The 21,613-nt window shown below is 61.5% G+C and carries 15 protein-coding genes; 5 read left to right on the top strand and 10 right to left on the bottom strand.

Annotated features, from left to right (window positions below; genetic code table 11):
* Position 1: 1 nt before the first annotated feature.
* Positions 2-991 carry an AAA family ATPase gene (locus WDJ60_RS08820; RefSeq protein WP_340099999.1) on the bottom strand — a complete coding sequence of 330 codons (990 nt, stop codon included), beginning with the start codon at positions 989-991 and terminating at the stop codon, positions 2-4.
* A gap of 145 nt (positions 992-1,136) precedes the next feature.
* Here WDJ60_RS08820 and WDJ60_RS08815 point away from each other — a divergent pair, with 145 nt between their 5' ends.
* A complete protein-coding gene (locus tag WDJ60_RS08815; RefSeq protein WP_340099998.1) occupies positions 1,137-2,360 on the top strand; it encodes an MFS transporter in 1,224 nt (407 codons plus the stop codon).
* Between the two features lie 59 nt (positions 2,361-2,419).
* Here WDJ60_RS08815 and WDJ60_RS08810 read toward each other — a convergent pair whose 3' ends face one another.
* Together WDJ60_RS08810 and WDJ60_RS08805 are read right to left on the bottom strand one after the other, a co-directional pair.
* Positions 2,420-3,094: an MBL fold metallo-hydrolase gene (locus WDJ60_RS08810; RefSeq protein WP_340099997.1), complete on the bottom strand. Its 675-nt coding sequence runs from the start codon at positions 3,092-3,094 to the stop codon at positions 2,420-2,422.
* Positions 3,095-3,157: 63 nt separating this feature from the next.
* Positions 3,158-4,444: a YncE family protein gene (locus WDJ60_RS08805; protein WP_340099996.1), complete on the bottom strand. Its 1,287-nt coding sequence runs from the start codon at positions 4,442-4,444 to the stop codon at positions 3,158-3,160.
* A gap of 150 nt (positions 4,445-4,594) precedes the next feature.
* Between WDJ60_RS08805 and WDJ60_RS08800 the strand changes: the two genes are divergently transcribed.
* Positions 4,595-5,704, top strand: coding sequence for a pyridoxal-phosphate-dependent aminotransferase family protein (locus WDJ60_RS08800; protein WP_340100183.1), 1,110 nt, complete (start codon positions 4,595-4,597; stop codon positions 5,702-5,704).
* 25 nt (positions 5,705-5,729) lie between these two features.
* On the opposite strand, the gene WDJ60_RS08795 is transcribed toward WDJ60_RS08800, so the two are convergent.
* Positions 5,730-7,592 (bottom strand): hypothetical protein, encoded by a 1,863-nt coding sequence (locus WDJ60_RS08795; protein ID WP_340099995.1) that lies wholly within the window; start codon positions 7,590-7,592, stop codon positions 5,730-5,732.
* A 143-nt stretch (positions 7,593-7,735) separates the two neighbouring features.
* Here WDJ60_RS08795 and ligA point away from each other — a divergent pair, with 143 nt between their 5' ends.
* Positions 7,736-9,808, top strand: a complete 2,073-nt coding sequence (ligA, locus tag WDJ60_RS08790) for an NAD-dependent DNA ligase LigA (RefSeq protein WP_340099994.1) — start codon at positions 7,736-7,738, stop codon at positions 9,806-9,808.
* 6 nt (positions 9,809-9,814) lie between these two features.
* Here the strand turns inward: ligA and WDJ60_RS08785 are convergent, their stop codons facing one another.
* The 3 genes from WDJ60_RS08785 to WDJ60_RS08775 form a co-directional block, all read right to left on the bottom strand.
* Positions 9,815-10,660: an ABC transporter permease gene (locus WDJ60_RS08785; protein WP_340099993.1), complete on the bottom strand. Its 846-nt coding sequence runs from the start codon at positions 10,658-10,660 to the stop codon at positions 9,815-9,817.
* Positions 10,657-11,565: an ABC transporter ATP-binding protein gene (locus tag WDJ60_RS08780; RefSeq protein ID WP_340099992.1), complete on the bottom strand. Its 909-nt coding sequence runs from the start codon at positions 11,563-11,565 to the stop codon at positions 10,657-10,659. Before WDJ60_RS08780 ends, WDJ60_RS08785 begins: the two co-directional genes overlap by 4 nt.
* A gap of 78 nt (positions 11,566-11,643) precedes the next feature.
* Positions 11,644-11,901, bottom strand: coding sequence for a DUF7967 family protein (locus WDJ60_RS08775; RefSeq protein WP_340099991.1), 258 nt, complete (start codon positions 11,899-11,901; stop codon positions 11,644-11,646).
* Between the two features lie 104 nt (positions 11,902-12,005).
* Here WDJ60_RS08775 and WDJ60_RS08770 point away from each other — a divergent pair, with 104 nt between their 5' ends.
* Together WDJ60_RS08770 and WDJ60_RS08765 are read left to right on the top strand one after the other, a co-directional pair.
* Positions 12,006-12,635, top strand: coding sequence for a hypothetical protein (locus WDJ60_RS08770; RefSeq protein WP_340099990.1), 630 nt, complete (start codon positions 12,006-12,008; stop codon positions 12,633-12,635).
* A 33-nt stretch (positions 12,636-12,668) separates the two neighbouring features.
* Positions 12,669-14,417, top strand: a complete 1,749-nt coding sequence (locus WDJ60_RS08765; RefSeq protein ID WP_340099989.1) for an excinuclease ABC subunit C — start codon at positions 12,669-12,671, stop codon at positions 14,415-14,417.
* Positions 14,418-14,671: 254 nt separating this feature from the next.
* Here WDJ60_RS08765 and WDJ60_RS08760 read toward each other — a convergent pair whose 3' ends face one another.
* The 3 genes from WDJ60_RS08760 to uvrB form a co-directional block, all read right to left on the bottom strand.
* Positions 14,672-17,683, bottom strand: a complete 3,012-nt coding sequence (locus WDJ60_RS08760) for a PAS domain S-box protein (RefSeq protein ID WP_340099988.1) — start codon at positions 17,681-17,683, stop codon at positions 14,672-14,674.
* A gap of 791 nt (positions 17,684-18,474) precedes the next feature.
* Complete coding sequence (locus tag WDJ60_RS08755; RefSeq protein ID WP_340099987.1) at positions 18,475-19,356, bottom strand: alpha/beta fold hydrolase; 882 nt, start codon at positions 19,354-19,356, stop codon at positions 18,475-18,477.
* Between the two features lie 159 nt (positions 19,357-19,515).
* Positions 19,516-21,576, bottom strand: a complete 2,061-nt coding sequence (gene uvrB, locus WDJ60_RS08750; RefSeq protein ID WP_340099986.1) for an excinuclease ABC subunit UvrB — start codon at positions 21,574-21,576, stop codon at positions 19,516-19,518.
* Positions 21,577-21,613 lie beyond the last annotated feature (37 nt).

Here is a 21,613-nt window from a genome sequence, read left to right as displayed (position 1 = left end):
GTCACCGTGGCTGGTCTGGGTTGTCGGCTCTCCCACTGCCACCCTCTGCGCCGGGTACCGCGACGCTATCGAGAACGTCCGCGACGATTTCCGACCGCTCGACGCCGCGGACGCCGGCGTCTGCAGTGAGGACGAGGCGATGCGAAAAGACCGGTTCGACGACCCACTTGATATCGTCGGGAACGACGAAGTCCCGGCCCTGGAGGATGGCGACGGCGCGGGACGCCTCGAAGAGACGCTGAACCCCGCGGGGAGAGACCCCCACGTCGACGCGATGGTCTTCGCGGGTCGCCCGACCCAGGTCGACGATGTAATCGCGGAGTCGCTCGTCGACGGAGACGCTCTCTGCGGCGCGCTGGAGGTCGGGCACCTGCTCGCCGTCGATAATCGGCTGGATGCTCGGTGCCTGTTCGACGCGGCCGGCCCGCCGGTCGAGCAGTTCCCGTTCGCCCGCACGGTCGGGGTACCCCATCTCGGTCTTGATGATGAATCGGTCGCGCTGGGCCTCGGGGAGGCCGAACGTCCCCTCCTGTTCGACGGGGTTCTGCGTGGCGAGCACGAAAAACGGCGTCGGTAGCTCGTAGGTCGTCCCGTCGACGGTGACCTGTTTCTCGCCCATCGCCTCCAGCAGTGCGGCCTGGGTCTTCGGCGGGGCACGGTTGATTTCGTCCGCGAGGACGATGTTGGCGAAGATCGGCCCGCGGGAGAACTCGAAGGCACCTTCGGCCTCGTTGTAGATGTTCGACCCGGTAATATCAGACGGAAGCAGATCGGGGGTAAACTGGATGCGCTGGAATCGCAAATCGAGCGCGCTGGCCAGCGACCGGGCAGTCAGCGTCTTGCCCGTGCCGGGAACGTCTTCGAGGAGGACGTGCCCGCGCGCGAGCACGCCCGTCAGCACTGTCTCGAGGAAGTCGCGGTCGGCGATGACGGCCTCACCGATGGCGTCGACGATTTGCGCACTGACCGCACCAGCCGTCTCGTGGTCCATAGCCGAACAGTTGTACCGACGGACAAAAACTCCCGGGGACCGTCGAGAGCGGAGGACCGGCCAGTCGGCCGAACACGTTGTGACCGGCGCTCGGCCGTCCCGCCGTACCGTTAGTAGCTTCTGGGTGTATCCCGTACCGTCACGCGTGACAGACCGGGACCGGGTACTGCTGGCCGGGGTCGTCTTCGCCGTTCTCTTCGCTCAGGTGTTGCTCTACCCGGGCATCCCGGCGCTCGTCCACGCGCTGGGTGGCACACCCGCAGCGTGGGGCGGTGACGCCGGTGCCATCCTCAACGCCGGCAAGTGGTTTCTCACCGCCGAGTTCCTCGGCTTCGTCCTCTTTGCCGGCGTCTGGGGCGCACTCAGTGACAGTATCGGCCGTCGCACGCCGCTGATTGCCGTCGGCGCTGTCGCCGGTGCAGCCAGTTACCTGCTGCTCGTCGTCGTCGCGCGGAGCATCGGAATGCCCTACGGTGGCGTCCTCCTCGTCCGCTTTCTGGGCGGTGCGGCCACTATCGGCGCGTTCTCGCTCGCCATCACGACGCTGATGGACCTCGACGGCGGCAACGGCCGCAACATGGGTGCGGCGGGCATCGCTATCGGCCTCGGGACAGCGCTCGGTGCCCCGATCGGCGGCCAACTGTACGCTATCGGCCCGCTGGTACCGCTGACCGGCGCGGCGCTCCTGATGATGGTCGCCGGTGGCCTCGCGCTCACAGTCACCGACCGCGTTCCCGACCGCAATCGGCGCAGCCCGGTCGCCGCACTCGGCCGCCTCCGCAGCCAGCCGATTCTCGGCCTCCCCTACGCACTGGGCTTCATCGACCGCCTGACAGCTGGTTTTTTCGCCCTCGTGGGTACTGTCTACTTCCAGACCGAACTCGGGCTCGACGCCGCGGGAACGGGGGTGATGCTCGGACTCTTCTTCGTTCCTTTCGCACTGCTCCAGTATCCGTTCGGGCGGCTCTCAGACCGCATCGGCCGCGTCGGACCGGTCGCCGTCGGGTCGCTGGTCTACGGTGTCGCGGTCATCGCTGTCTTTTTCGCGCCGACAGTGGAGATGACGGGCGTGACGATGGTCGCCGTCGGCATCCTCGGCGCACTGATGGCACCGGCGACGATGGCACTGGTCTCGGACATCGCACGCCACGACGAGCGCGGCGTCGCAATGGGCGGGTTCAACGTCTTCGGCAGTCTGGGCTTTCTCACCGGCATCGTCGCCGGTGCGACCGTCGCCGCGACCTACGGGTTCGGCGCGGCCTTCGTCAGCGTCGGCCTGGCCGAGGTCGGCATCGCGCTTCTCGCATTGCCGGTGTTGCTCGGCATCGACGAACCAGCAGAGCGGGGCGAACAGGCACCGCGTGCCTGACTGCTACAGCAGTATCGGCCCCACCGGACCAAAGGAGCGGCACCGTTCCGACAGGGCAGTCACCGACGACGCTTGGCGAGATCAATGAGTCGCGACGCGCCTTCGTCGACGAACCCACCGTGGTGACAGAGCGTCCGGTCGAAGTCGAGATCCGCCAATCGGTCCAGCGAATCGAGCGCCGTCGCCATATCGGGAGTGAACTCCTCGTTCGGCCCGGCGAGGCCGTTCTCGTCCGCGACTGTCGCGTCACCGGCGAGGAGCAGTCCAGCGTCGGGCAGGTGCAGTGAGATGTGCCCCGGCGCGTGCCCGGGCGTAAAGACCACGTCCATCGGCCCAGCGTCTGTTCGGAAGGAGACGCCGTCGACCAGTTCCACGTCGACCGGGGCGGGCGGATACCGGTCCTCGCCGGCGGATTTGATCGGGTGTTTGCGGCCGTCGACGTACGGCGCACACCGCTCGTGGGCGTAGACGGTCGCGTCAGCATGGTCGAGCACGTCTGCGAGTCCACCAGCGTGATCGCCGTCCTGATGGGTTAGAACGACCGCGCACACGTCGTTCCACTCGAACCCGGCCTCGGTGAGGTTGCCCTCTATCTGATCGGCCAGGCCCGGAAAGCCAACGTCGACGAGAATCACTCCCTTCGGCGTCTCGACGGCCGAGGGGTGGAAGGTCTGTTCGGTACCGCCACGTTCGATCGTCTGTGGAAACGCGTAGACGCCGTCTGTTAGTTCCATACCAGCGGTTGAACCGCGAGCAACATAGGCAATCCGCCAGTAACCGCTCCGAGAATCCGCGGCTCAGAGCGTGTGGCCACAGGCACAGTTGCCGATGCAGTAGGTGGTGCCACTCCCGGAGAGTTCGTTGTACAGCCCGCCGTTCGTGCCGGCCTGTGTCGCGGCTCCGTCGCTGGGACGAACCGTTGCGGCCGTCGCGCCGTACGGTTTCGAACCGACTGCGAGCGTCGCCGTCACCGAACGCTGTTCGTGGTCGATGACTTTCACCTCGTCGCTGGTCTGGACCGGGACGTACAGTTTCTCGTGGTTCGGTCCCCAGGTGCCGACGAAGGCAGAGCCACCGAGTTCGATACGTTCTGTTACGGTACCTGCAGCGAGGTCGACAACACTCACGTCGTCGGTTCCCGGTGTGAACACGTAGCCAACCTCCGATTCCGGGCCGATTTCGCTGGTGAGCGGTCGACTGCCCAGTCCGTCGTCGCTCGTCAACCGGACCCGCTCTGTCGGGGCCGCCGGGTCGCTCGTGTCCCAGATGCTCTCGGTCCCGCGCTGGCCTTCACTGTGTTCGACAAGCAGCGTCTCGCCGTCCGGGGCGACCGTCCCCATCCAGGGTTTCCCGCTCGAACCGACGACCGGCGGCACCTCGACCTGCGTGACGACCTCGAACGCTTCGATGTCGAGAACGGTCAGCGTATCGCCGAAGAGGTCCGGAACGTACGCGTACTCACCATCTGGGTGAATCGTCACGTCACACGGCCCGGGACCGTCGTTGTCCCCACGGCCACCCTCCGACGTTCGGTCGAGTTCTGCCGTCACGCTCCCGAACGAATCTGAGTCCGGATCGGCATCGATTCTGAACTGTCGGTGGGCCGGTTCGCGGGCACTGACAACGAGGTGCGAGCCGTCCGGCGTGACCTCCTGCCAGTTCGCCCCCGAGCCGGTGTCGACGGATACACCCTCCGCCAGCGAGCCCACTTCGAGCCCTCGGACGCCGTCGTCGACGTTGAGCCACAGCGGGTCGGCTGCCGAATCGGTCAGCCGTGGCGCGAACTGATTGGAGGGAAACGATGCTGTTACCCCGATATCAATCGTTTCGACGACTTCGTCGGTGCCCACATCGACGAGACTCATCGTCTGGTCGCCGGTGTTGAACACGAACACGGTGTCTGCCGTCGTCACGGGGGCGGGTTCCTGACCGCCGCCACCAGCCGTTCCATCGTCTGACGAACAACCGGCGGTCGCAACCGTCCCCGCGGCGAGTGAGCCAGCCAGAAAGAGCCGACGAGAGACCTCCGATTGTCCACGCTCACTGTCGCGGTTCGGATAGAGAAACTCGGCGTCGTCTGTCATACAGTACCTTACTCGTCCGCGTCGAAATAGATGGCGGGCACGGGCGTTGGCCGAGAGATACCGACGTGTCCGACACCCGGCGACTGGCGAGAGCGGTATCAAAACTACCATGCCATCCCACCGCAACGGTACATCCACGAGGTGGTTTCCGTGACCAAAAAACAGGAATACAAAGACGACTACCCCGACAAGACGCTGTACCTACCCGGTCCGACAGAAGTGCGCGACGACGTTATCGAGGCGATGGCCGAGCCGATGTTCGGCCACCGGATGGACCGGATGACTGACCTCTACACGACCATCGTCGAGGACACCAAGGAGTTCCTCGGCACGGACAACGACGTCATCGTTCTCACGGCGTCGGGGACGGAGTTCTGGGAGGCAACGACGCTCAACCTCGTCGACGAGCAGATGCTCGTGCCGACCTCCGGCGCGTTCAGCGAGCGCCAGGCCAACGTCGCCGACCGACTCGGGAAGACGGTCGACCGCATCGAGTACGACTGGGGCGACGCGGTCAAGCCCGAGGATATCCGCGACGCGCTCGAATCGAGCGACGAGGGGTACGACGCCGTCGGCGTCGTGATGAACGAAACCTCGACCGGCGTCCGCAATCCCGTCGAGGAAATCGGCGACCTGCTGGCCGACTATCCGGACACATACTTCGTCGTCGACGCGATCTCCTGTCTCGGCGGGGACTTCATCGACATCGAGGCCCACAACATCGACGCCATCTTCACCTCGACCCAGAAGGCCTTCGCCATGCCGCCCGGTCTCGCCGTCTGTGCGGTCAGCGACGCCGCCTACGAGCGAGAACTGGAGAAAGACTCCGCCTCCTGGTACGGCGGCTTCCAGCGGACACTCGACTACTACGACCGGAAGGGCCAGACCCACTCGACGCCCGCCATCCCCATCATGTTGGCCTACCGCAAGCAGATGAAGCACATGCTCGACGAAGGGCACGACGCCCGCGACCAGCGCCACCAGGAGATGGCCGAGTACACCCGCGAGTGGGCCCGCAAGCACTTCGGCCTGTTCCCCGAGGAGGGGTACGAGTCTCAAACTGTGACCTGCATCGAGAACACACAGGGCATCGATGTGGCTGAAACCGTCGACGCCGTCTCCAAGGAGTACGACATGGTCTTCTCCAGTGGCTACGGCGACCTGAGCGAGGAGTCGTTCCGCATCGGCCACATGGGAGAACACGACATCGAGAGTATCAAGGAACTCACCGACGCCATCGAAGACGTCGCCGGACTGTAACGCCGCCTCCTCTTTTTTCTGATTTTCAATTCAAGGGCGTCGGCCATCTAGACCGAGGGTCACTCCTCGTCTGAGTTCCAGAGCGACTCGAGTTCATCCAGCAGTCCTCTGACTGACCCGTATTCTTCGGTGGACCTGCGTTCTCAGGCGGTCCGCCATTCCCCGACTGCCCACTGTTCCCTGACCGTCTACCGTTCCCCGACCGTCCAGTGTTTTCGTCATCGTCATCCTCCCCGTCTAACAGCCCATCTTCGACATCTTCTCTGATGTCCTCCTCGATATCTTCGGGATCTTCGCCGTCCTCGATTTTCTCCTGGACATCTTCTCGGACGTCTTCCTCGATGTCCTCAATCTTATCCTCAATGTCGTCCTCGTCGTCATCGTCGTCCTCGTCGTCATCGTCGTCATCGTCGTCCTCGTCGTCATCGTCGTCATCGTCGTCCTCGTCGTCATCGTCGTCCTCGTCGTCCTCGTCGTCCTCGTCGTCCTCGTCGTCCTCGTCGTCATCGTCGTCATCGTCGTCCTCGTCGTCATCGTCGTCCTCGTCGTCCTCGTCGTCATCGTCGTCCTCGTCGTCATCGTCGTCCTCGTCGTCATCGTCGTCATCGTCGTCCTCGTCGACCTCGTCGTCATCGTCGTCCTTCTCATCATCGTCACTCTGCCTGTCCTTCTCATCATCGTCGTCATCCTCATCCCGCCGGTCCTTGTCCTTCTTCTCATCATCGTCGTCATCCTCATCCCGCCGGTCCTTGTCCTTCTTCTCATCATCACGACGGTCTCTGTCGTCATCATCGTCGGCACAGCGGTTGGGATTAGCGAGGACACCGGCCGACGTTTTCACAGCCAGTATGTTCGCGTTTCCGGACCACTTGAACAGCGGAAGGCGGCCGAACTTGGCAGAGTCGAATTCGAGGTCACGGCCGGTAATCTCGACTTTCTCCCAGCCCGCAGTGGTTTCGATATCTATTGAATACGAGCCGTCGAACGCTTCCTCGAAGACGAACCACACCTTACTGCACCCCTCGAACACCACTGTCCTGAGCGACGGCGTCGACCCGGAAGTCGTCGATCCCGAAGTAAGCGACTGCTCAGGGCACGATCCCGTTTCGATGGTGAGTGGCGTCGACATGTCGAGTTCTGCCCGGGAGATTTCATCACCGTCACCAGCAGGAACGGCGAGTTCCCACGACTCCACAGTTCCATCGTACACTTCCTCGAAGAGTTTCGCTTCCTCGTTGAACGCCGGGTCAATGGTAACCGAGAACTCGCCGTCCAGGTTTCGAAAGGCACCACCGTCCGTGCGTCCCGGCGCCCACGTCCAGTCGATAGTGTCAGGCGTGTCATCGACGTTCCAGATGTCGTCGTTGCTCGAAGCGAGGTCTCCGTCCGAATCCCTGTAAAGGTCGTCCTTGACAATCCAGGAGCCGTCTTCCGGTAAGCCAGCGACTTCGAACGTGACAGAGCCGCCGTCGGATTCGGGGTCCTCGCCGTTGGATTCGGTTTCCTCGTACTGTCCGTGGATGACGACGAGACTCAATCCTCGTGGACCGTCGTAGAGGAACAGTACACTCCCACTGGGTTGCTGGATATCTGTCGTCCCCAGCGACGAGTAACTAAATCCCTCCGCAGTCGCGCCGTTTTCCTCGCTGGCGAACTGGGGCGGCACCTCGTACTCGTAGAACTGCTCAACCGGCACTTCGCCTGAAAACGCCGTAACCGGGAGACAACTGTCGCCCTGCCGGAGAATAATCCCCTGGTCGTCAGGTGGATAGTTGATTTTCTTGCCGAGCAGTTCGTCGCGGAAGCCGAGTCCGCTGACGGCTGCGCCCATACTCCCGAGAACGGTTCGTCTGCTCGTTTCGAATGACTCCGACGACTCTCGTGACATGCTCGGACACACTCCAGAGTCGCCAATTGTTATGATTAAATTATTGACAATGTCAGTGTGTAAAGCCGACGTGATAACTCGTCATCCCGGGTTGGCGATCGACAACCACCGGCTTCTATACGGACGACACCGCGGTAACGACCATGACCAGTGGGCCACCGTCTCCCGAAGACAACCCTTACATCGAGGATCCCCCGACAGCGTTCGAACCAGTCGAAACGCTCGACGAGCAGCAGGCGACCGAGCAGGCCGAGCAACTCCGAGCGGCTATCCGCTACCACGACCACCGCTACTACGTCGCGAACGACCCCGTCATCGGAGACCGTGCCTACGATGCGCTCTTCGGTCGACTCGAAACGCTCGAAGAGGAGTTCGATCTCGACCGCGAGGAGAGTCCAACCCAGCGAGTCGGTGGCGACCCCGTCGACAAACTCGACACCGTATCCCACGTCGCACCGATGCTCTCCATCGACCAGAGCGGCGAGGCCGACGACGTGCGCGCGTTCGACGAGCGCGTCCGTGACGAACTCCGCGTGGACGAACTCACCTACGTGTGCGAACCGAAGTTCGACGGGCTATCGGTCGAAGTCGTCTACGAGGACGGCGTCTACCAGCGCGCCGCGACGAGAGGCGACGGTCGGCAGGGCGACGACGTGACCGAACAGGTCCGGACCATCCCCGCAGTCCCCCAGCGACTCCGCGGTGACTTTCCCGACTTTCTGGCCGTCCGCGGCGAGGTGTACATGCCCCGCGACGCCTTTAACGAGTTCAACCGCGAACGCGTCGAGCGCGGCGAAGACCCCTTTGCTAATCCCCGCAACGCCGCTGCTGGGACCCTCCGACAACTCGACCCATCGGTCGTCGCCGAGCGCCCACTCTCGGTATTTTTCTTTTCTGTTCTCGACGCAAGCGTCGACTTCGAAACCCACGCCGAACGCAACGAACGACTTCCCGAGTGGGGACTGCGCGTCAGCGACCAGATAGACCTCGTCGATGACATCGAGGCGGCCATCGACTACCGTGACCGGATGCTCGAGACACGCGACGACCTCGACTACGAAATCGACGGCGTCGTCATCAAGGTCGACGACATGCCCGCCTGCGAGCAGTTAGGGACCACCTCGCGTGCCCCGCGGTGGGCCTTCGCCTACAAGTTTCCCGCGCGCAGCGAGCGCACGACAGTGCGGGACATCGTTGTCCAGGTCGGTCGAACGGGGCGACTCACTCCCGTGGCACTGCTCGACCCCGTCGAGGTGGGCGGCGTCACCGTCTCGCGGGCCAGTCTGCACAATCCCGAGGAAATCGCCCGGTTGGGCGTGGCCGTCGGCGACGAAGTGCGGGTGAAACGCGCCGGTGACGTGATTCCGGACGTGGCCGAGGTCGTCACAGACCACGGCGAGGCCCACTTCGACTTTCCGGACACCTGCCCGGTCTGTGAGAGCCCCGTCGAACGGGACGGACCACTCGCGTTCTGCACCGGTGGCCTCGCTTGCCCCGCACAGTTGGAACAGGCCATCCAGCACTACGCCAGTCGCGACGCACTCGATATCGAGGGACTCGGCGAGAAGAGCGTCGAACAGCTGGTCGATGCCGGCCTGATCGAATCGCTGTCTGACCTCTACGAACTCACCGTCGAGGAACTCACAGCACTAGACGGGTGGGGACAGACCAGCGCCGAGAATCTCGTCGCCGAAATCGACGCGACGACAGCACCGCCGCTCGCGGACTTCCTGACCGCACTCGGCATCCCCGAAGTCGGCGAGACGACCGCGCGCTCGCTCGCTCAGGCGTTTGGCACCTTCGAAGCCGTCGAGAACGCAAGCGAGGAAGAACTTCGCGAGGTTGACGACATCGGGCCGAAAGTGGCAGCGGAGATTCGCGGCTTCTTCGAGAGCGAGCAGAACCGCAAGGCAATCGAGGCACTGCTGGAATACGTTTCTCCCCAGGAAGCCGAGACCAGCGGTGGCGAGGAACTCGACGGTCTCACGTTCGTGTTCACTGGCGCGCTCGACCAGTTCACCCGTAGCGAGGCACAGGATATCGTCGAGCGCCACGGCGGGTCGGCAACGAGTAGCGTGTCGGGGAACACTGACTATCTGGTTGTTGGCGACGATCCGGGACAGACCAAGCAGGACGACGCAGCCGACAACGACGTTCCGATTCTCGCTGAAGCGGAATTTCTGGACCTGCTGGCAGAACAGGGAGTCGAAATCTGAGGCAGCTCAGAGGTCCGCCGACTGAAATTGCCAGTACCCCAGTACGATGGGAACGACGGTCCAGAGTGCGAGCATAACGACCCCCACCCACGGCGTCCCGAAGAACGCGTCGATCTGTGTGGCACTGGGTCCTTGCCCGGCGGCGGCGGCCGGTGAGTCGGGGATGACCGCCGAGAGAGTTGTGACGAACGCGTTCGACGGCGCGACCTGACTGACGGGGAAGACCCACTCGGGGAAGCCCCCGGTCGGGAGTGCGAAACCGTTCGTGACAAAGACGAGCCCCAGCACGACCACGTCCCAGAGGAACTCGAAGACCAGCAGGAAGCCGATGGCCAGTGCCGCCGCCCGCGAGGTCGACCCGGTGGTCGCGGAGAGACCGACCATGATACCCGCGTAGGTCAGCGCAAAGAAGATGCCGACGATTCCGAGCAGGACGGTGGCAACTGGAGCAATATCGCCTAACAATCCCATCCCGAGGACGATACCGACAACAAGTGCGATGACGATCGGTACCGCGAGGACAGTCGTCCGACCGACGAGTTTCCCGAGGACCACGTCCCGCCGGGTGTGTGGAAGCGAGAGCATGAGTTTCATACTCCCGGACTCGCGCTCGCCGGCGAGCGATTTGTAGCAGGTGACGATAGCGGCCACCGAAACGAACGTCCCGATAGCGCCGGCCACGAAGAAGATGAGCCCGAGCGCCGAGGGGTCACCGCCCGACACCTCGTCGACGGTGGCGTACACCACCGCAAAGAGTCCAACCAGTACCAGGAACAGCGCGGAGAGTCCCCACAGCGCACGCGAGCGGATGGCGTCCTGAAAGTCCTTCTTCGCGACGACAGCCCAGCTCATCGCTCACCCTCCGTGTAGGAGATGAAGAGCTCTTCCAGCGAGGACTCTACCGTCTCGAAGTCTCGGACCGTCACACCCGTCGCTTCGAGTGCGTTCAGGACAGCCGTCTTCGAACCGTCGCCAACACCGACGGTCAACGTCTCGCCGTCCAGTGAGACAGTCGAAACGCCATCGAGACCCCGGACCGCGTCGAGCGCGTCGTCGTCGATACCGTCGGCGGTAATTCGGAGTCGGGCTTCGGTCCCGGCGGCGTCGCGGAGTCCCTCGACGGTGTCGACGGCGATGAGTTCGCCAGCCCGGAGGATACCGACGCGGTCACAGACGGCCTCGACCTGGCTGAGAACGTGCGAGGAGAAGAATATCGTCGTTCCTCGACTGCTCTCCTCGCGGACGATATCGCGGATTTCCCGCGCACCGGCGGGGTCCAGCCCGGTCGACGGTTCGTCTAGAATGAGCAAGTCGGGGTCACCGACCAGTGCCATTCCGAGCGCGAGACGCTGGGTCATCCCCTTCGAGTATCCGCCTGCCGAGCGGTCGGCGGCGTCCGCAATGCCGACCCGTTCGAGCACCGACACCGGGTCGTCGTCAGCGCCCTTGGACTCGACGACGAAGTCGATATGCTGGCGGCCGGTCAGCCGGTCGTAGATGTGAAAGCCGTCGGGTAACACGCCGGTTCGGCGACGCACGCCCAGTGTCTCCTCCTGTGCGTCCATCCCGAGAACCGACGCCTCGCCACTCGTCGGTCGAACGAAATCCAGCAAGATGTCTATCGTCGTCGACTTTCCGGCCCCGTTTGGACCGAGAAAGCCAAATATCTCTCCCTCCTCGACGCTGAGGTCGACCTCCTCCAGGGCCGTCACGTCACCGTAGTGTTTGGTCAGCCCGCGGAGTTCAATCGCTGTCATACCGATTCAATCGACTGCACGACGCTAATAAGTAACAGCCCACTTACCGCACCTGTAACTCTGAGAAAGAGTTATGTACTATACTTCGTCTTCGAGCGCGTGGTCTTCGGACATCCGGGTCGCTTCGGCTCCGTACCGCTCGACGTTTTCATCGTCAGTCGGTTCCAGGCGGTCCTCGTCGGCGTCCAGTCCCGCAGTAACGGTTTTGGTCATCAGCATCTGCTCGGAGAGTTGCTTGTGCAAGTATCGCTCGCCGTCGGGCGTCGCGTACACCAGCTCGATCATTCCTTTGTCGTTGTACGTGCGGTCGACCAGCCAGACGCGTTCCTCGGTCATACCCTCACTTCACCGGCAGGTGTGTTGTATCCACCGAGTACGGACCATGGCGAGAGTCCGCCACACACCGGGATTTGAAATAGGATGACGGCATACCAGCGAGTATGTCGGGGTGGCGTAACCGGGTCGACGACCTGCTGTACAGCGGCGAGTCGGTCGTCGAATCGGTCGACTTCGACTCGGTCGGCATCGTCATCACCAGCCACCGCGTGCTCACGTTCGACCCGGAGAGCGACGGCGCAACCTTCCAGCAGGTCGACCGGCCGAACGTCGAAGGCGTCTCGATGGGGGCCCAGTCTGACAGTGGCCTGCTCGAACGAGGAGTGAGAACGCTCCTCGTCGGCGTCGTCCTCGTCGGTGCCGGACTGGTCGTCGATTTCGGGAGTCTCGTCGGTGGTGTCGACCTGGGGGGGCAGTCCACGCAGGAACTCGGGATGGGCGGTATCATGGGCACGCTCCAGCGACTCCTGGGCCTCATTTCGCAACTCGACTACCTGATGCGTGTCTTCGGCGCACTCGCGCTCTTTCTCGGAGTCGTCTTCCTCGGAGTCTACTGGTTTACCCGCGACCGAACGCTCGTCGTCGAAGTCGCCGGCGGCGACAACATTCACGTCCCGCGACCGAGCGAGAACGCGGGTGACTACGCCGAGCGACTGGAACAACTCGTCGCACCCGGAAGTCCCGTCGAAAAATCAGGCACTGAAACGGCACAGAACCCACTCGGCGAGTCGTGAATCTCATACGCACAGAGCCCCGAGGCGACGCCGATGGACGCCGCTGTCCTCCGTGAGACTGTCAATGACCTCCCCCGCGAGCCGGGCGTCTACCAGTTTCTCTCCCGCGAAGGCAACGACGAGCGCGTCCTCTACGTCGGAAAGGCGGTCGACCTGCGCGACCGCGTGCGCTCGTACAGCGATCCACGGAGCGAGCGCATCCGACAGATGGTCGCCCGTGCCGACGACATCGACGTTGCGGTCACTGACACCGAGACGCAGGCACTCTTACTGGAAGCGAACCTCATCAAGCGCCACCGTCCCCGATACAACGTTCGTCTGAAAGACGACAAGTCCTACCCGCTCGTCCAGCTCACCGCACACCCGTTCCCGCGTATCGAGATTACCAGAGACCCCGGGGAGGGAGCGACGGTCTTCGGCCCCTTCACCGACAAAGGAGTCGTCGAGACGGTCGTAAAAGCACTCCGGGAAACCTACGGGCTGCGGGGGTGCTCGGACCACAAGTACGCCAACCGTGACCGGCCCTGCATCGACTACGACATCGGCCTCTGTACGGCACCCTGTACGAACGAAATCGACCAGGAATCCTACGACGAGGACGTAACTGCTGTCGAGCGGTTTTTCGGCGGCGAGACTGGCATTCTGGCAGACCCGCTTCGGCGGGAGATGGAAGACGCTGCCCAGACACAGAACTTCGAGCGGGCGGCGAATCTCCGCGACCGTCTCGACGCCGTCGAATCGTTCCACGGCAGCGGCGACGAGGCAGTCACAGACCACGACAGCAGCGGACACGCGGTCGACGTACTCGGTGTTTCCCTCGAGGGGAAGGCTGCGACAGTCGCGCGACTCCACGCCGACAGCGGGAAACTCGTCGAGCGCGAGCGCCACGAACTCGACGCACCAGATGGCACCGACGACCCGGCAACGGTACTCGGTGCCTTCATCACGCAGTACTACGCCGAACGCGAGTTGCCAGACGCGGTGCTGTGCCCCGAACGGCCCGCCGGCGAGGGCGTCGACGACTGGCTAGCGAGTGCTGGCGTCGACCTTCGGGTACCGGGTGCGGGCCGCGAAGCGACACTGGTCGATCTGGCGATGAAAAACGCCCGCCGCGACGAGCGACAGCCCGACGGCACGCGAGCGCTGGCCGACGCACTCGGCATCGACAGCGCCCGCCGCATCGAGGGGTTCGACGTGAGCCACGCCCAGGGCAAGGCCGTCGTCGGCAGCAACGTCACGTTCGTCGACGGCGACCCGGAGAAGGCCGACTACCGCCGGAAAAAACTCGACGACCAGAACGACGATTACGCGAGCATGCACGCGCTCGTGGGCTGGCGGGCACGCCGTGCACTCGACGGTGAAGACGACCGGCCGGACCCCGACTTGTTGTTGATAGACGGCGGCGAGGGCCAGCGACAGGCGGCACAGGACGCACTCGACACGGAAGGGTGGGACGTGCCAGCGATTGCGCTGGCCAAGGCAGAAGAGCGGGTCGTCACCACCGAGGGCCAATTCAACTGGCCCGACGACGCCGCCCACCTGCATCTCCTTCAGCGCGTACGCGACGAGGCCCACCGCTTTGCAGTCCAGTACCACGAGACGGTCCGCGACGAGGTGTCGACACCGCTGGACGGCATCGACGGTGTGGGCCCAGCGACGCGTCGCCGACTGTTCCGCCGGTTTGGCTCCGTCGACGGCGTCCGCAACGCCTCTCGTGAGGAACTCGAAGCCATCGAGGGAATCGGGCCGACGACTGCTGGGACGATAGATAACCGGCTCTAGGTGGTACTGCCTGCAAAGACACGGTCTTTGCCGGGTAGAGGCGACGGGGGGCGGTCTATCAACTATCCGAGCGAGGTTGTCCTCGAGTAAGAGGGGTCAAAATATATCAGCTCCAGGCTGCTGCTCCCGGCGACGAGATTCAAACTCCCCGATGCAGTTTCGAAGAGGTGAGGTGTAGCTGACAGAGTCGGCTCCGATTGATTCCAAGATGTGTAGTGACCAGCAAGGAAGAGCAAGAACAACAGACAGCATTGTCACTCGTCAATCGGCAGCGTCGTAATAAATACAGCGCCGTCAGGTTCGTTGTCGGCGACACGGATATCACCGCTGTATCGCTCGATTAGCGTTTCGACGAGATACAGTCCGAGGCCTGTCCCGTGGCTGTCCAGTCCCTGTTCGTTCTCTTCGAAGATTTTTGCCTTTCGATGGTCTGGAACACCAGGACCATTGTCAGCGACTTCTATTACCACCATGTCGTCCTCTACTGTCGCTGACACCGTCACCTCCGGAATCTCTTTGTCGTTGTGCTGGATAGCATTACCCAACAGATTCCGGAATACTGACTCCAGCATGTCGTCGGCACGGACTTTGATATCAGGGATCGATCCCTCGACCGTAACGACTCCCTGTTCGTAGTTCGACCGAACGTCGTCAACTTCTCTGTCGAGGACGTATCGAAGGTTGACGAGATCGAGGTCAGTACTAGATTGGAGCATCGTCTCTGTGATATCCCGTGCAGTCTCCGTTATATTGACGGCGTCCCGAGACGCCTCGAGTACCTTTGTGAGGTACTCTTCGCCGCTTTCATCGACGTACGTCTGACACTTTTCTGCATACGCTGATACGACCTGAAGATCGTTTCGGATATCGTGGCGGACGACCTGGTTGAGGATTTTGAGATTGTCACGCTGGGACTCCAGTTCCTGCTCGTACTCTTTTCGCTCTGTAACTTCTCTACTATTGACGATTATTCCACTGATACGCTCGTGATCGAGAAAGTTCTGCATTCGTGATTCAATCCAGCGCCATGATCCGTCGGCCCGTCGAAACCGCACTTGGACAGTCTGCGGCGAGTCTGGGCTGGACTGGAGCTTTTCAATCGCATTGGCGACATCCTCACGGTCGTCCGGGTGCTGGAATTCGAACCCGCGTTTCCCGAGTAGTTCGTCTGGCTCGTATCCCAGAACTCGTCGGACAGAGGGACTTACGTAGGTTATCGTCCCAGTAGAATCAATCACTGTCGGGACATCTATCGATTCTTCGATGAGTCTCTCGTGCCATTCGAGCTCTTGTTCCCGCTCCTTGCGTTCGGTGATATCGACAAGATAGCCGAGACGATGGGTGATGTCGCCGTCGTCCCAGACATTTTTTGTATGGTCTAGCACCCACCGAATCTCCCCCTCGGCAGTGACAATGCGGTATGGGTCATGACTAAACCGCTCGATTCCCTCATCGCTGTTGGTCGCTACTTTTTTGCTAACCCGTTCGAGGTCCTCTTCGTGGATGATGTCTATATAAGAGATTTCACCTGATTCGAGTTCCTCCGGCGTGTAGCCAAACACATCGGTGACATTGTCGGAGACGTACTCAACGGGCCATTCGTCGGCATCTCTCCAGTTGAACACGACAGCTGGCCCTTGCGTGAACATATCACGCTCCTCCTTGAGAGTCTGCTCGTAGCTCTTTCGGTCGTCAATGTCGAGATGGATTCCCACAGCCCGAACCGGTTCACCATCCTCGTCACGTTCGGCAATCTTGCCGATGTCCCGAATCCACTTCCAGTCGCCATCAGCTGTCTTCATCCGGTGTTCACTCTCATAATACGTAGTCTCACCCTCGATGTGTGCGTCGAGGGCAGCCTCGACTTCGTCGAGGTCGCTGGGGTGGACGCGGTTCTCCCACGCATCGAGGTGTGGCTCGATGTCTGCCAACGAGTGGCCAAGCATGTTTGCCCACTGGTCGTTGAACTCCACTTCGTCGGTAGTCATGTCCCAGTCCCAGACACCAAGATTCGCCCCCTCGACCGCGAGTTCGAGGCGCTCTGTGAGAGTTTGAATCTGTTGTTCTCGCTCTTTGCGTTCGGTGATGTCACGGCTGCTAACCAGAAATTCGTCACCGTCAGAGAGCGCAAGACGCCGGATTTGGAGCTCTACAGGAATAGTTGAGCCGTCTTTGCATTGATACCGGCCTTCGACTCGGAAGCGCTCTCCAGTCTCTAGATCGGCCAGCGCTTCTCTCGTCTGGGTTGGATCCGCGAGTTGGTCGATCTCCCAGATGTATTTGCCGACGAGTTCGTCAGTCGTGTAGCCGAGTTTCTCACTGAGTTGTGGATTTGAATCGACAATCACTCCGTTTGAGTCGTGAACGTTGATCATGTCCGGCGATTCATCGAACAGTCCCTGTATTCGTTTTCTGCTCTGTTCGAGTTCCCGTTCGCGTTTCTGTCGGTCGAGAGTGGCTGTGAGTATCTGCGTCAGAAGTTCGACGAGATTTCGATCTGTCTGATCAAAGGCTTCGGGTTCGGTAGCCGAAATAATAAACACACCGTGGTCGCCGAGTGGCTCGACGATTGCGGACCTAGCCGGCGTTTCCTCTGCCAGTGTCGCATACTCTCGCGTGTCGTCGAGGTACACTGGTTCGGTGCTCTCAAACGCCTCCCAAACGACCTCTGACGGCGCATCTTCTGTAGTCTTCTTATATGTCGGTGGGACACCAAACTCCTCTCGCACCTCGTCGATGGCCGCGACCATTTCGAGACACTGACTATCGTCGGACAACAAGTGCATTCCAGCCAGTGGGGCGCCGAGCACGTCGTGGGCAATATCGACGGCAACCTGCCCAATCTCCGCTTTCGATGTCGCTTCGACTATATTGTTAGCTTTACTGACAATTCCTTCCAGCGTCCGCTCTCGCTCTTTTTGTTCCGAGAGATCACGACAAAACGACACCGAGGCCGGTTTTCCCTCGTCCGTTATTCGGCTGACCGATAGTTCGACCGGAACACGTTCTCCAGCGCTGGTTTGAAGATCAATTTCGAACTGATTTGGGACAGAGTCCCCCTCCATCCGCGCCCGATGGTGACTTTTGACGAGTACACTGTGAGCAGGTGCAACGATTCGCGTTTTGGGACTCCCCACAAGCTCTGTATTCGAATATCCTGTTAGTTCCTGTAGCTTCTCATTGGCATAGATGATGTCACCACCCTGAGCGACGAATATACCATCGTTGCTCTCCTCAACGATTGATTTATACAAGGCTTCAGTCACTGTCACTCAAAAATTAGTAAAATAGCTTGATAAAACAACTGATTGGTTAGTAGTACATTCTGAACTTCTGATCAAAGAGTACTAGACAGCTACCGAACCTGTCGAATTCACTATAGTGGCATACAGTTTATTACGTACGCTAGCGGAAACTGAATGACTGCAGTCGACGACACCACGAGCAACGGGAAGCACTGGAAGCAGTGACTACGTTCGGAAGCACCGCTGTCACCTACTACGACAGTTCTCGTAGAGTCACTGACTGAACGTCGCGCGTGGACGAAAGTGTCTGACTGCGACAGGAGAAATTGAAACGGGTTAGCACCGACCGATTGACTGTACTCGATCGAGTGGAGATTGACTTTCCGCTACGAGAGCGCAAACTGTGGACTGTCAGCATAGATCGGTTTCGACAGTCGGAGGTGCCACAAATGGCGGGCTGACAGCCACCGGTCTCGGCTCCCGATAGACAGTCCCGGTCGGGTACCCCAATCAGTGCCACTATCTGATGACTAGTCTCGCCGCGACGGAGCCCATCCAAACAGAACGAGCCTCGCTAATGCAACTGCCACCGCTGAAGCCGTTGCTTCCCTGTGAGAACGCCCGATTGGCAGCGCTACGAGCCCCGGAACATCTCTCGAGACGTTTCGCACTATCAACCGGGAACGCACCGTGTCACGGCTCTCAGTGAGAGACTGCCAGCAGAGACGGACCCATTGACGAGAGTATATTATATCCCGCTATATCAAATCCAGCGGGAGCAAAACGGAAATAGAGCAGTTTCGAGAGTACTGTCAGAGAACGTCGCAGATGAGGTCAGCGACCCGGCCGGTCTGTTCGAGTGGGGCGAGGTGTCCACACTCTTCCAGCAGACAGAGATCACTCTCTGGCGTGCGTTCGGCCGCTCGTTCGGACCAGCGGGGCGGTAACAGGTCGTCTTCGGTACCGTGAATGTATCGAACAGGAACAGTCAACTCCGAAACCTGCCTGGAGTAGTCGGTTCGGTAGCCGTGCCGGGTAACTTCGCTAGCGCGGAACTTTCGGAATGCTGCGCCCGCACCCGGGCGCTTGACTTCCGCGACCACTCGGTCGACCGTCGCTTCGGAGAGCGTATTGGTGTCGGCGGTGAGACTGTCGAGCGAGCGTTCGACGAAGCCGCGACTCCGGCGCATCAGCGCGACCGAGATATAATTCGTGACCTGAATCTTCGCCAGGAGCCAGGTCAGCAATCCGTTGGGGAGTTCACTGCCGAGTGCGAACGCTTCCAGCGCGACGACCTGGGAGACGCGGTCGGGATAAGAGAGTGCGAGACCGATCGCGATTCCGCCGCCCATCGAGGTACCAGCGACCACTGGCTCCTCGATACCGAGTTCGTCGATGAACGACGAGACTGCGTCGACGTGTGTTTCCATCGAAAGGGGACCGTCGGGCATCTCGCTCGTCCCGTAGCCCGGCAGGTCCAGCGCGTAGATGCGCGCCTGTTCGGCCAGCGGGCCGAGCAGTTCTCCCCAGGAGATGTGTGCGGCATCGATGATTCCGCCGTGAAGCAAGACAAGCGGTGGCCCACCGGTTCCACCTGTCACGTAGTGAATTCGGTTGCCGTCGACAGTCACCGTCTCGTCGGAGATGTCTCTGTCGGCATCGATCATCGCCGCTGTGTCTGCTCCTGAGCCCATACTGGGTCGCTGGGACTCGCCCGATAAGAGTTCACAGGGTACGATATGAAGACTGCGACGACCACGGACTGGAACCCCCAGTAAGAGACGGAACACGCGCCGGAGTGACGCGCTTCACCCCCGCCCACGGTGGGGCGGGGAACTCGCGCTACTTTTCGTTTAGAACTCGTCCGGGCCCGGTGCGGGAACGCCGTCGTTGTCGTCAGCCGTCTGCAGGTCGTACTCCTCGCGAACCTCTCGGATTCGGTCCCGGATATCAGCAGCGAGCTCGAACTCCAGATTGTCCGCGGCCTCCTGCATCCGCGTCTCCAGTTCCTCGACGACGCGTGCGGCGTCTTCCTCGTCGTCGGGTGCGAAATCCGACGCACCGCTGGTGTCGGTCTTGCTCCCCGGCAGATTCGTCTCGCCGACTGCCTTCTCGATTGTCGTGGGTTCGTGACCGTGTTCCTCGTTGTACGTCTGCTGGATTCGACGGCGGCGCTGTGTCTCCTCGATGGCCGCCTGCATCGCCGAGCTCTGCTCGTCGGCGTAGAGGACGACGGTCCCGTTGACGTTGCGGGCGGCCCGACCCATCGTCTGGACGAGCGTCGTCTCCGACCGTAGGAATCCCTCCTGGTCGGCATCGAGAATCGCCACCAGCGACACCTCCGGAATGTCCAGCCCCTCCCGGAGCAGGTTGATACCCACGAGGGTATCAATCTCACCGAGACGGAGCGACCGGATGAGTTCGTGGCGTTCGAGGGTGTCGGTCTCGTCGTGCATGTAGGCCACGTCCAGGCCGGCCTCTTCGAGATACTCGGTGAGGTCCTCGGCCATCCGTTTCGTGAGCGTCGTCACGAGTGCGCGCTCTTCGTCGGGTAGCGACTGTAGGCGTTCGATGAGGTTCTCGACCTGGCTCTCGGCGTCAGCGACTTCGATTGCGGGGTCGACGAGGTAGGTTGGGCGCACAATCTGTTCGACGACCTGCTCGCTCGTCTCGCGTTCGTAGTCGCTGGGCGTCGCGGAAACGTACAGCGTCTGGTCGGTTTTCTTCTCGAACTCCTCGAAGGTCAGTGGTCGGTTGTCGAAGGCGGTCGGCAGTCGGAAGCCGTTCTCGACGAGGCTCTCTTTCCTGCTCTTGTCGCCGGCGAACTGCCCGCGAATCTGAGGGATGGTCTGGTGAGATTCGTCGACCACAGTAAGAAAATCGTCGGGAAAGTAGTCGAGTAGCGTGTATGGAGCCTCGCCGGATTCGCGGTCCGAGAGGTGGACCGAGTAGTTCTCGATGCCCGAACAGTACCCGGTTTCCTCCATCATCTCCAGGTCGAAGGTCGTGCGCTCCTCGATGCGCTGGGCGGCGACCATATCGCCCTGCCGTTCGAAGTAGCGGATGCGGTCGTCGAGCAACTCACGAATCTCGTCCATCGCTCGTTCGAGGCGCTGTTCGGGAATCGAGTAGTGCTCTGCGGGGTGGACGAGCGCCGCGGGTTCCTCGCTTTTGACGTCGCCATCCAGCGGGTCCAGCTTCCGGATGCGGTCGATTTCGTCACCCCAGAACTCCACACGAAGGGCGTATCGGCCGTACATCGGGTAAATTTCGACCGTGTCCCCGCGCACGCGAAAGGTACCCTGTGTGAAGTCTACGTCGTTGCGCTCGTAATTGAGGTCGACCAGCCGACCCAGCAGTTCGTCCCGGTCGATGGTTTGGCCCTGTTCGATACGCAGAGACATGTCGACGTAGTTGCGCGGGTCACCCAGTCCGTAAATCGCCGACACCGAGGCGACGACGATAACGTCGTCCCGGGTCAGCAGCGACCGGGTCGCGGAGTGGCGCAGCCGGTCGATTTCGTCGTTGATAGAGGCGTCCTTGTCGATGTAGGTGTCGGTCTGTTCGACGTAGGCTTCGGGCTGATAGTAATCGTAGTAGGAGACGAAGTACTCGACGGCATTGTCCGGAAAGAGTTCGCGAAACTCTTCGTAGAGTTGGGCGGCGAGTGTTTTGTTGTGTGCGATGACCAGCGTCGGTTTCTGGATCTCCTCGACGACCCAGGAGACGGTGTTGGTCTTCCCGGAACCGGTGACGCCGAGCAGCGTCTGTTTGTCCATCCCCTGCTGGTAGCCCGCAGCCAGCTTCTCGATGGCCTCGGGCTGGTCGCCCGCCGGCTCGAAGGGGGCATCCACACGGAAGTCGCGGTCCACGTCCGGTCGGTCGGGCGAGAGAGGGGCGCCGCTGTCGCTCATTAGCTGTGGGTAGGGCTGGAGAGACTTGAGGCGTGCG

Source organism: Salinibaculum salinum (genome assembly GCF_037645885.1).
GTDB classification, from domain to species: Archaea; Halobacteriota; Halobacteria; order Halobacteriales; family Haloarculaceae; genus Salinibaculum; species Salinibaculum salinum.
Note: the sequence above shows the minus strand (reverse complement) of the source record. Positions and strands in the feature narration are given on the sequence as shown.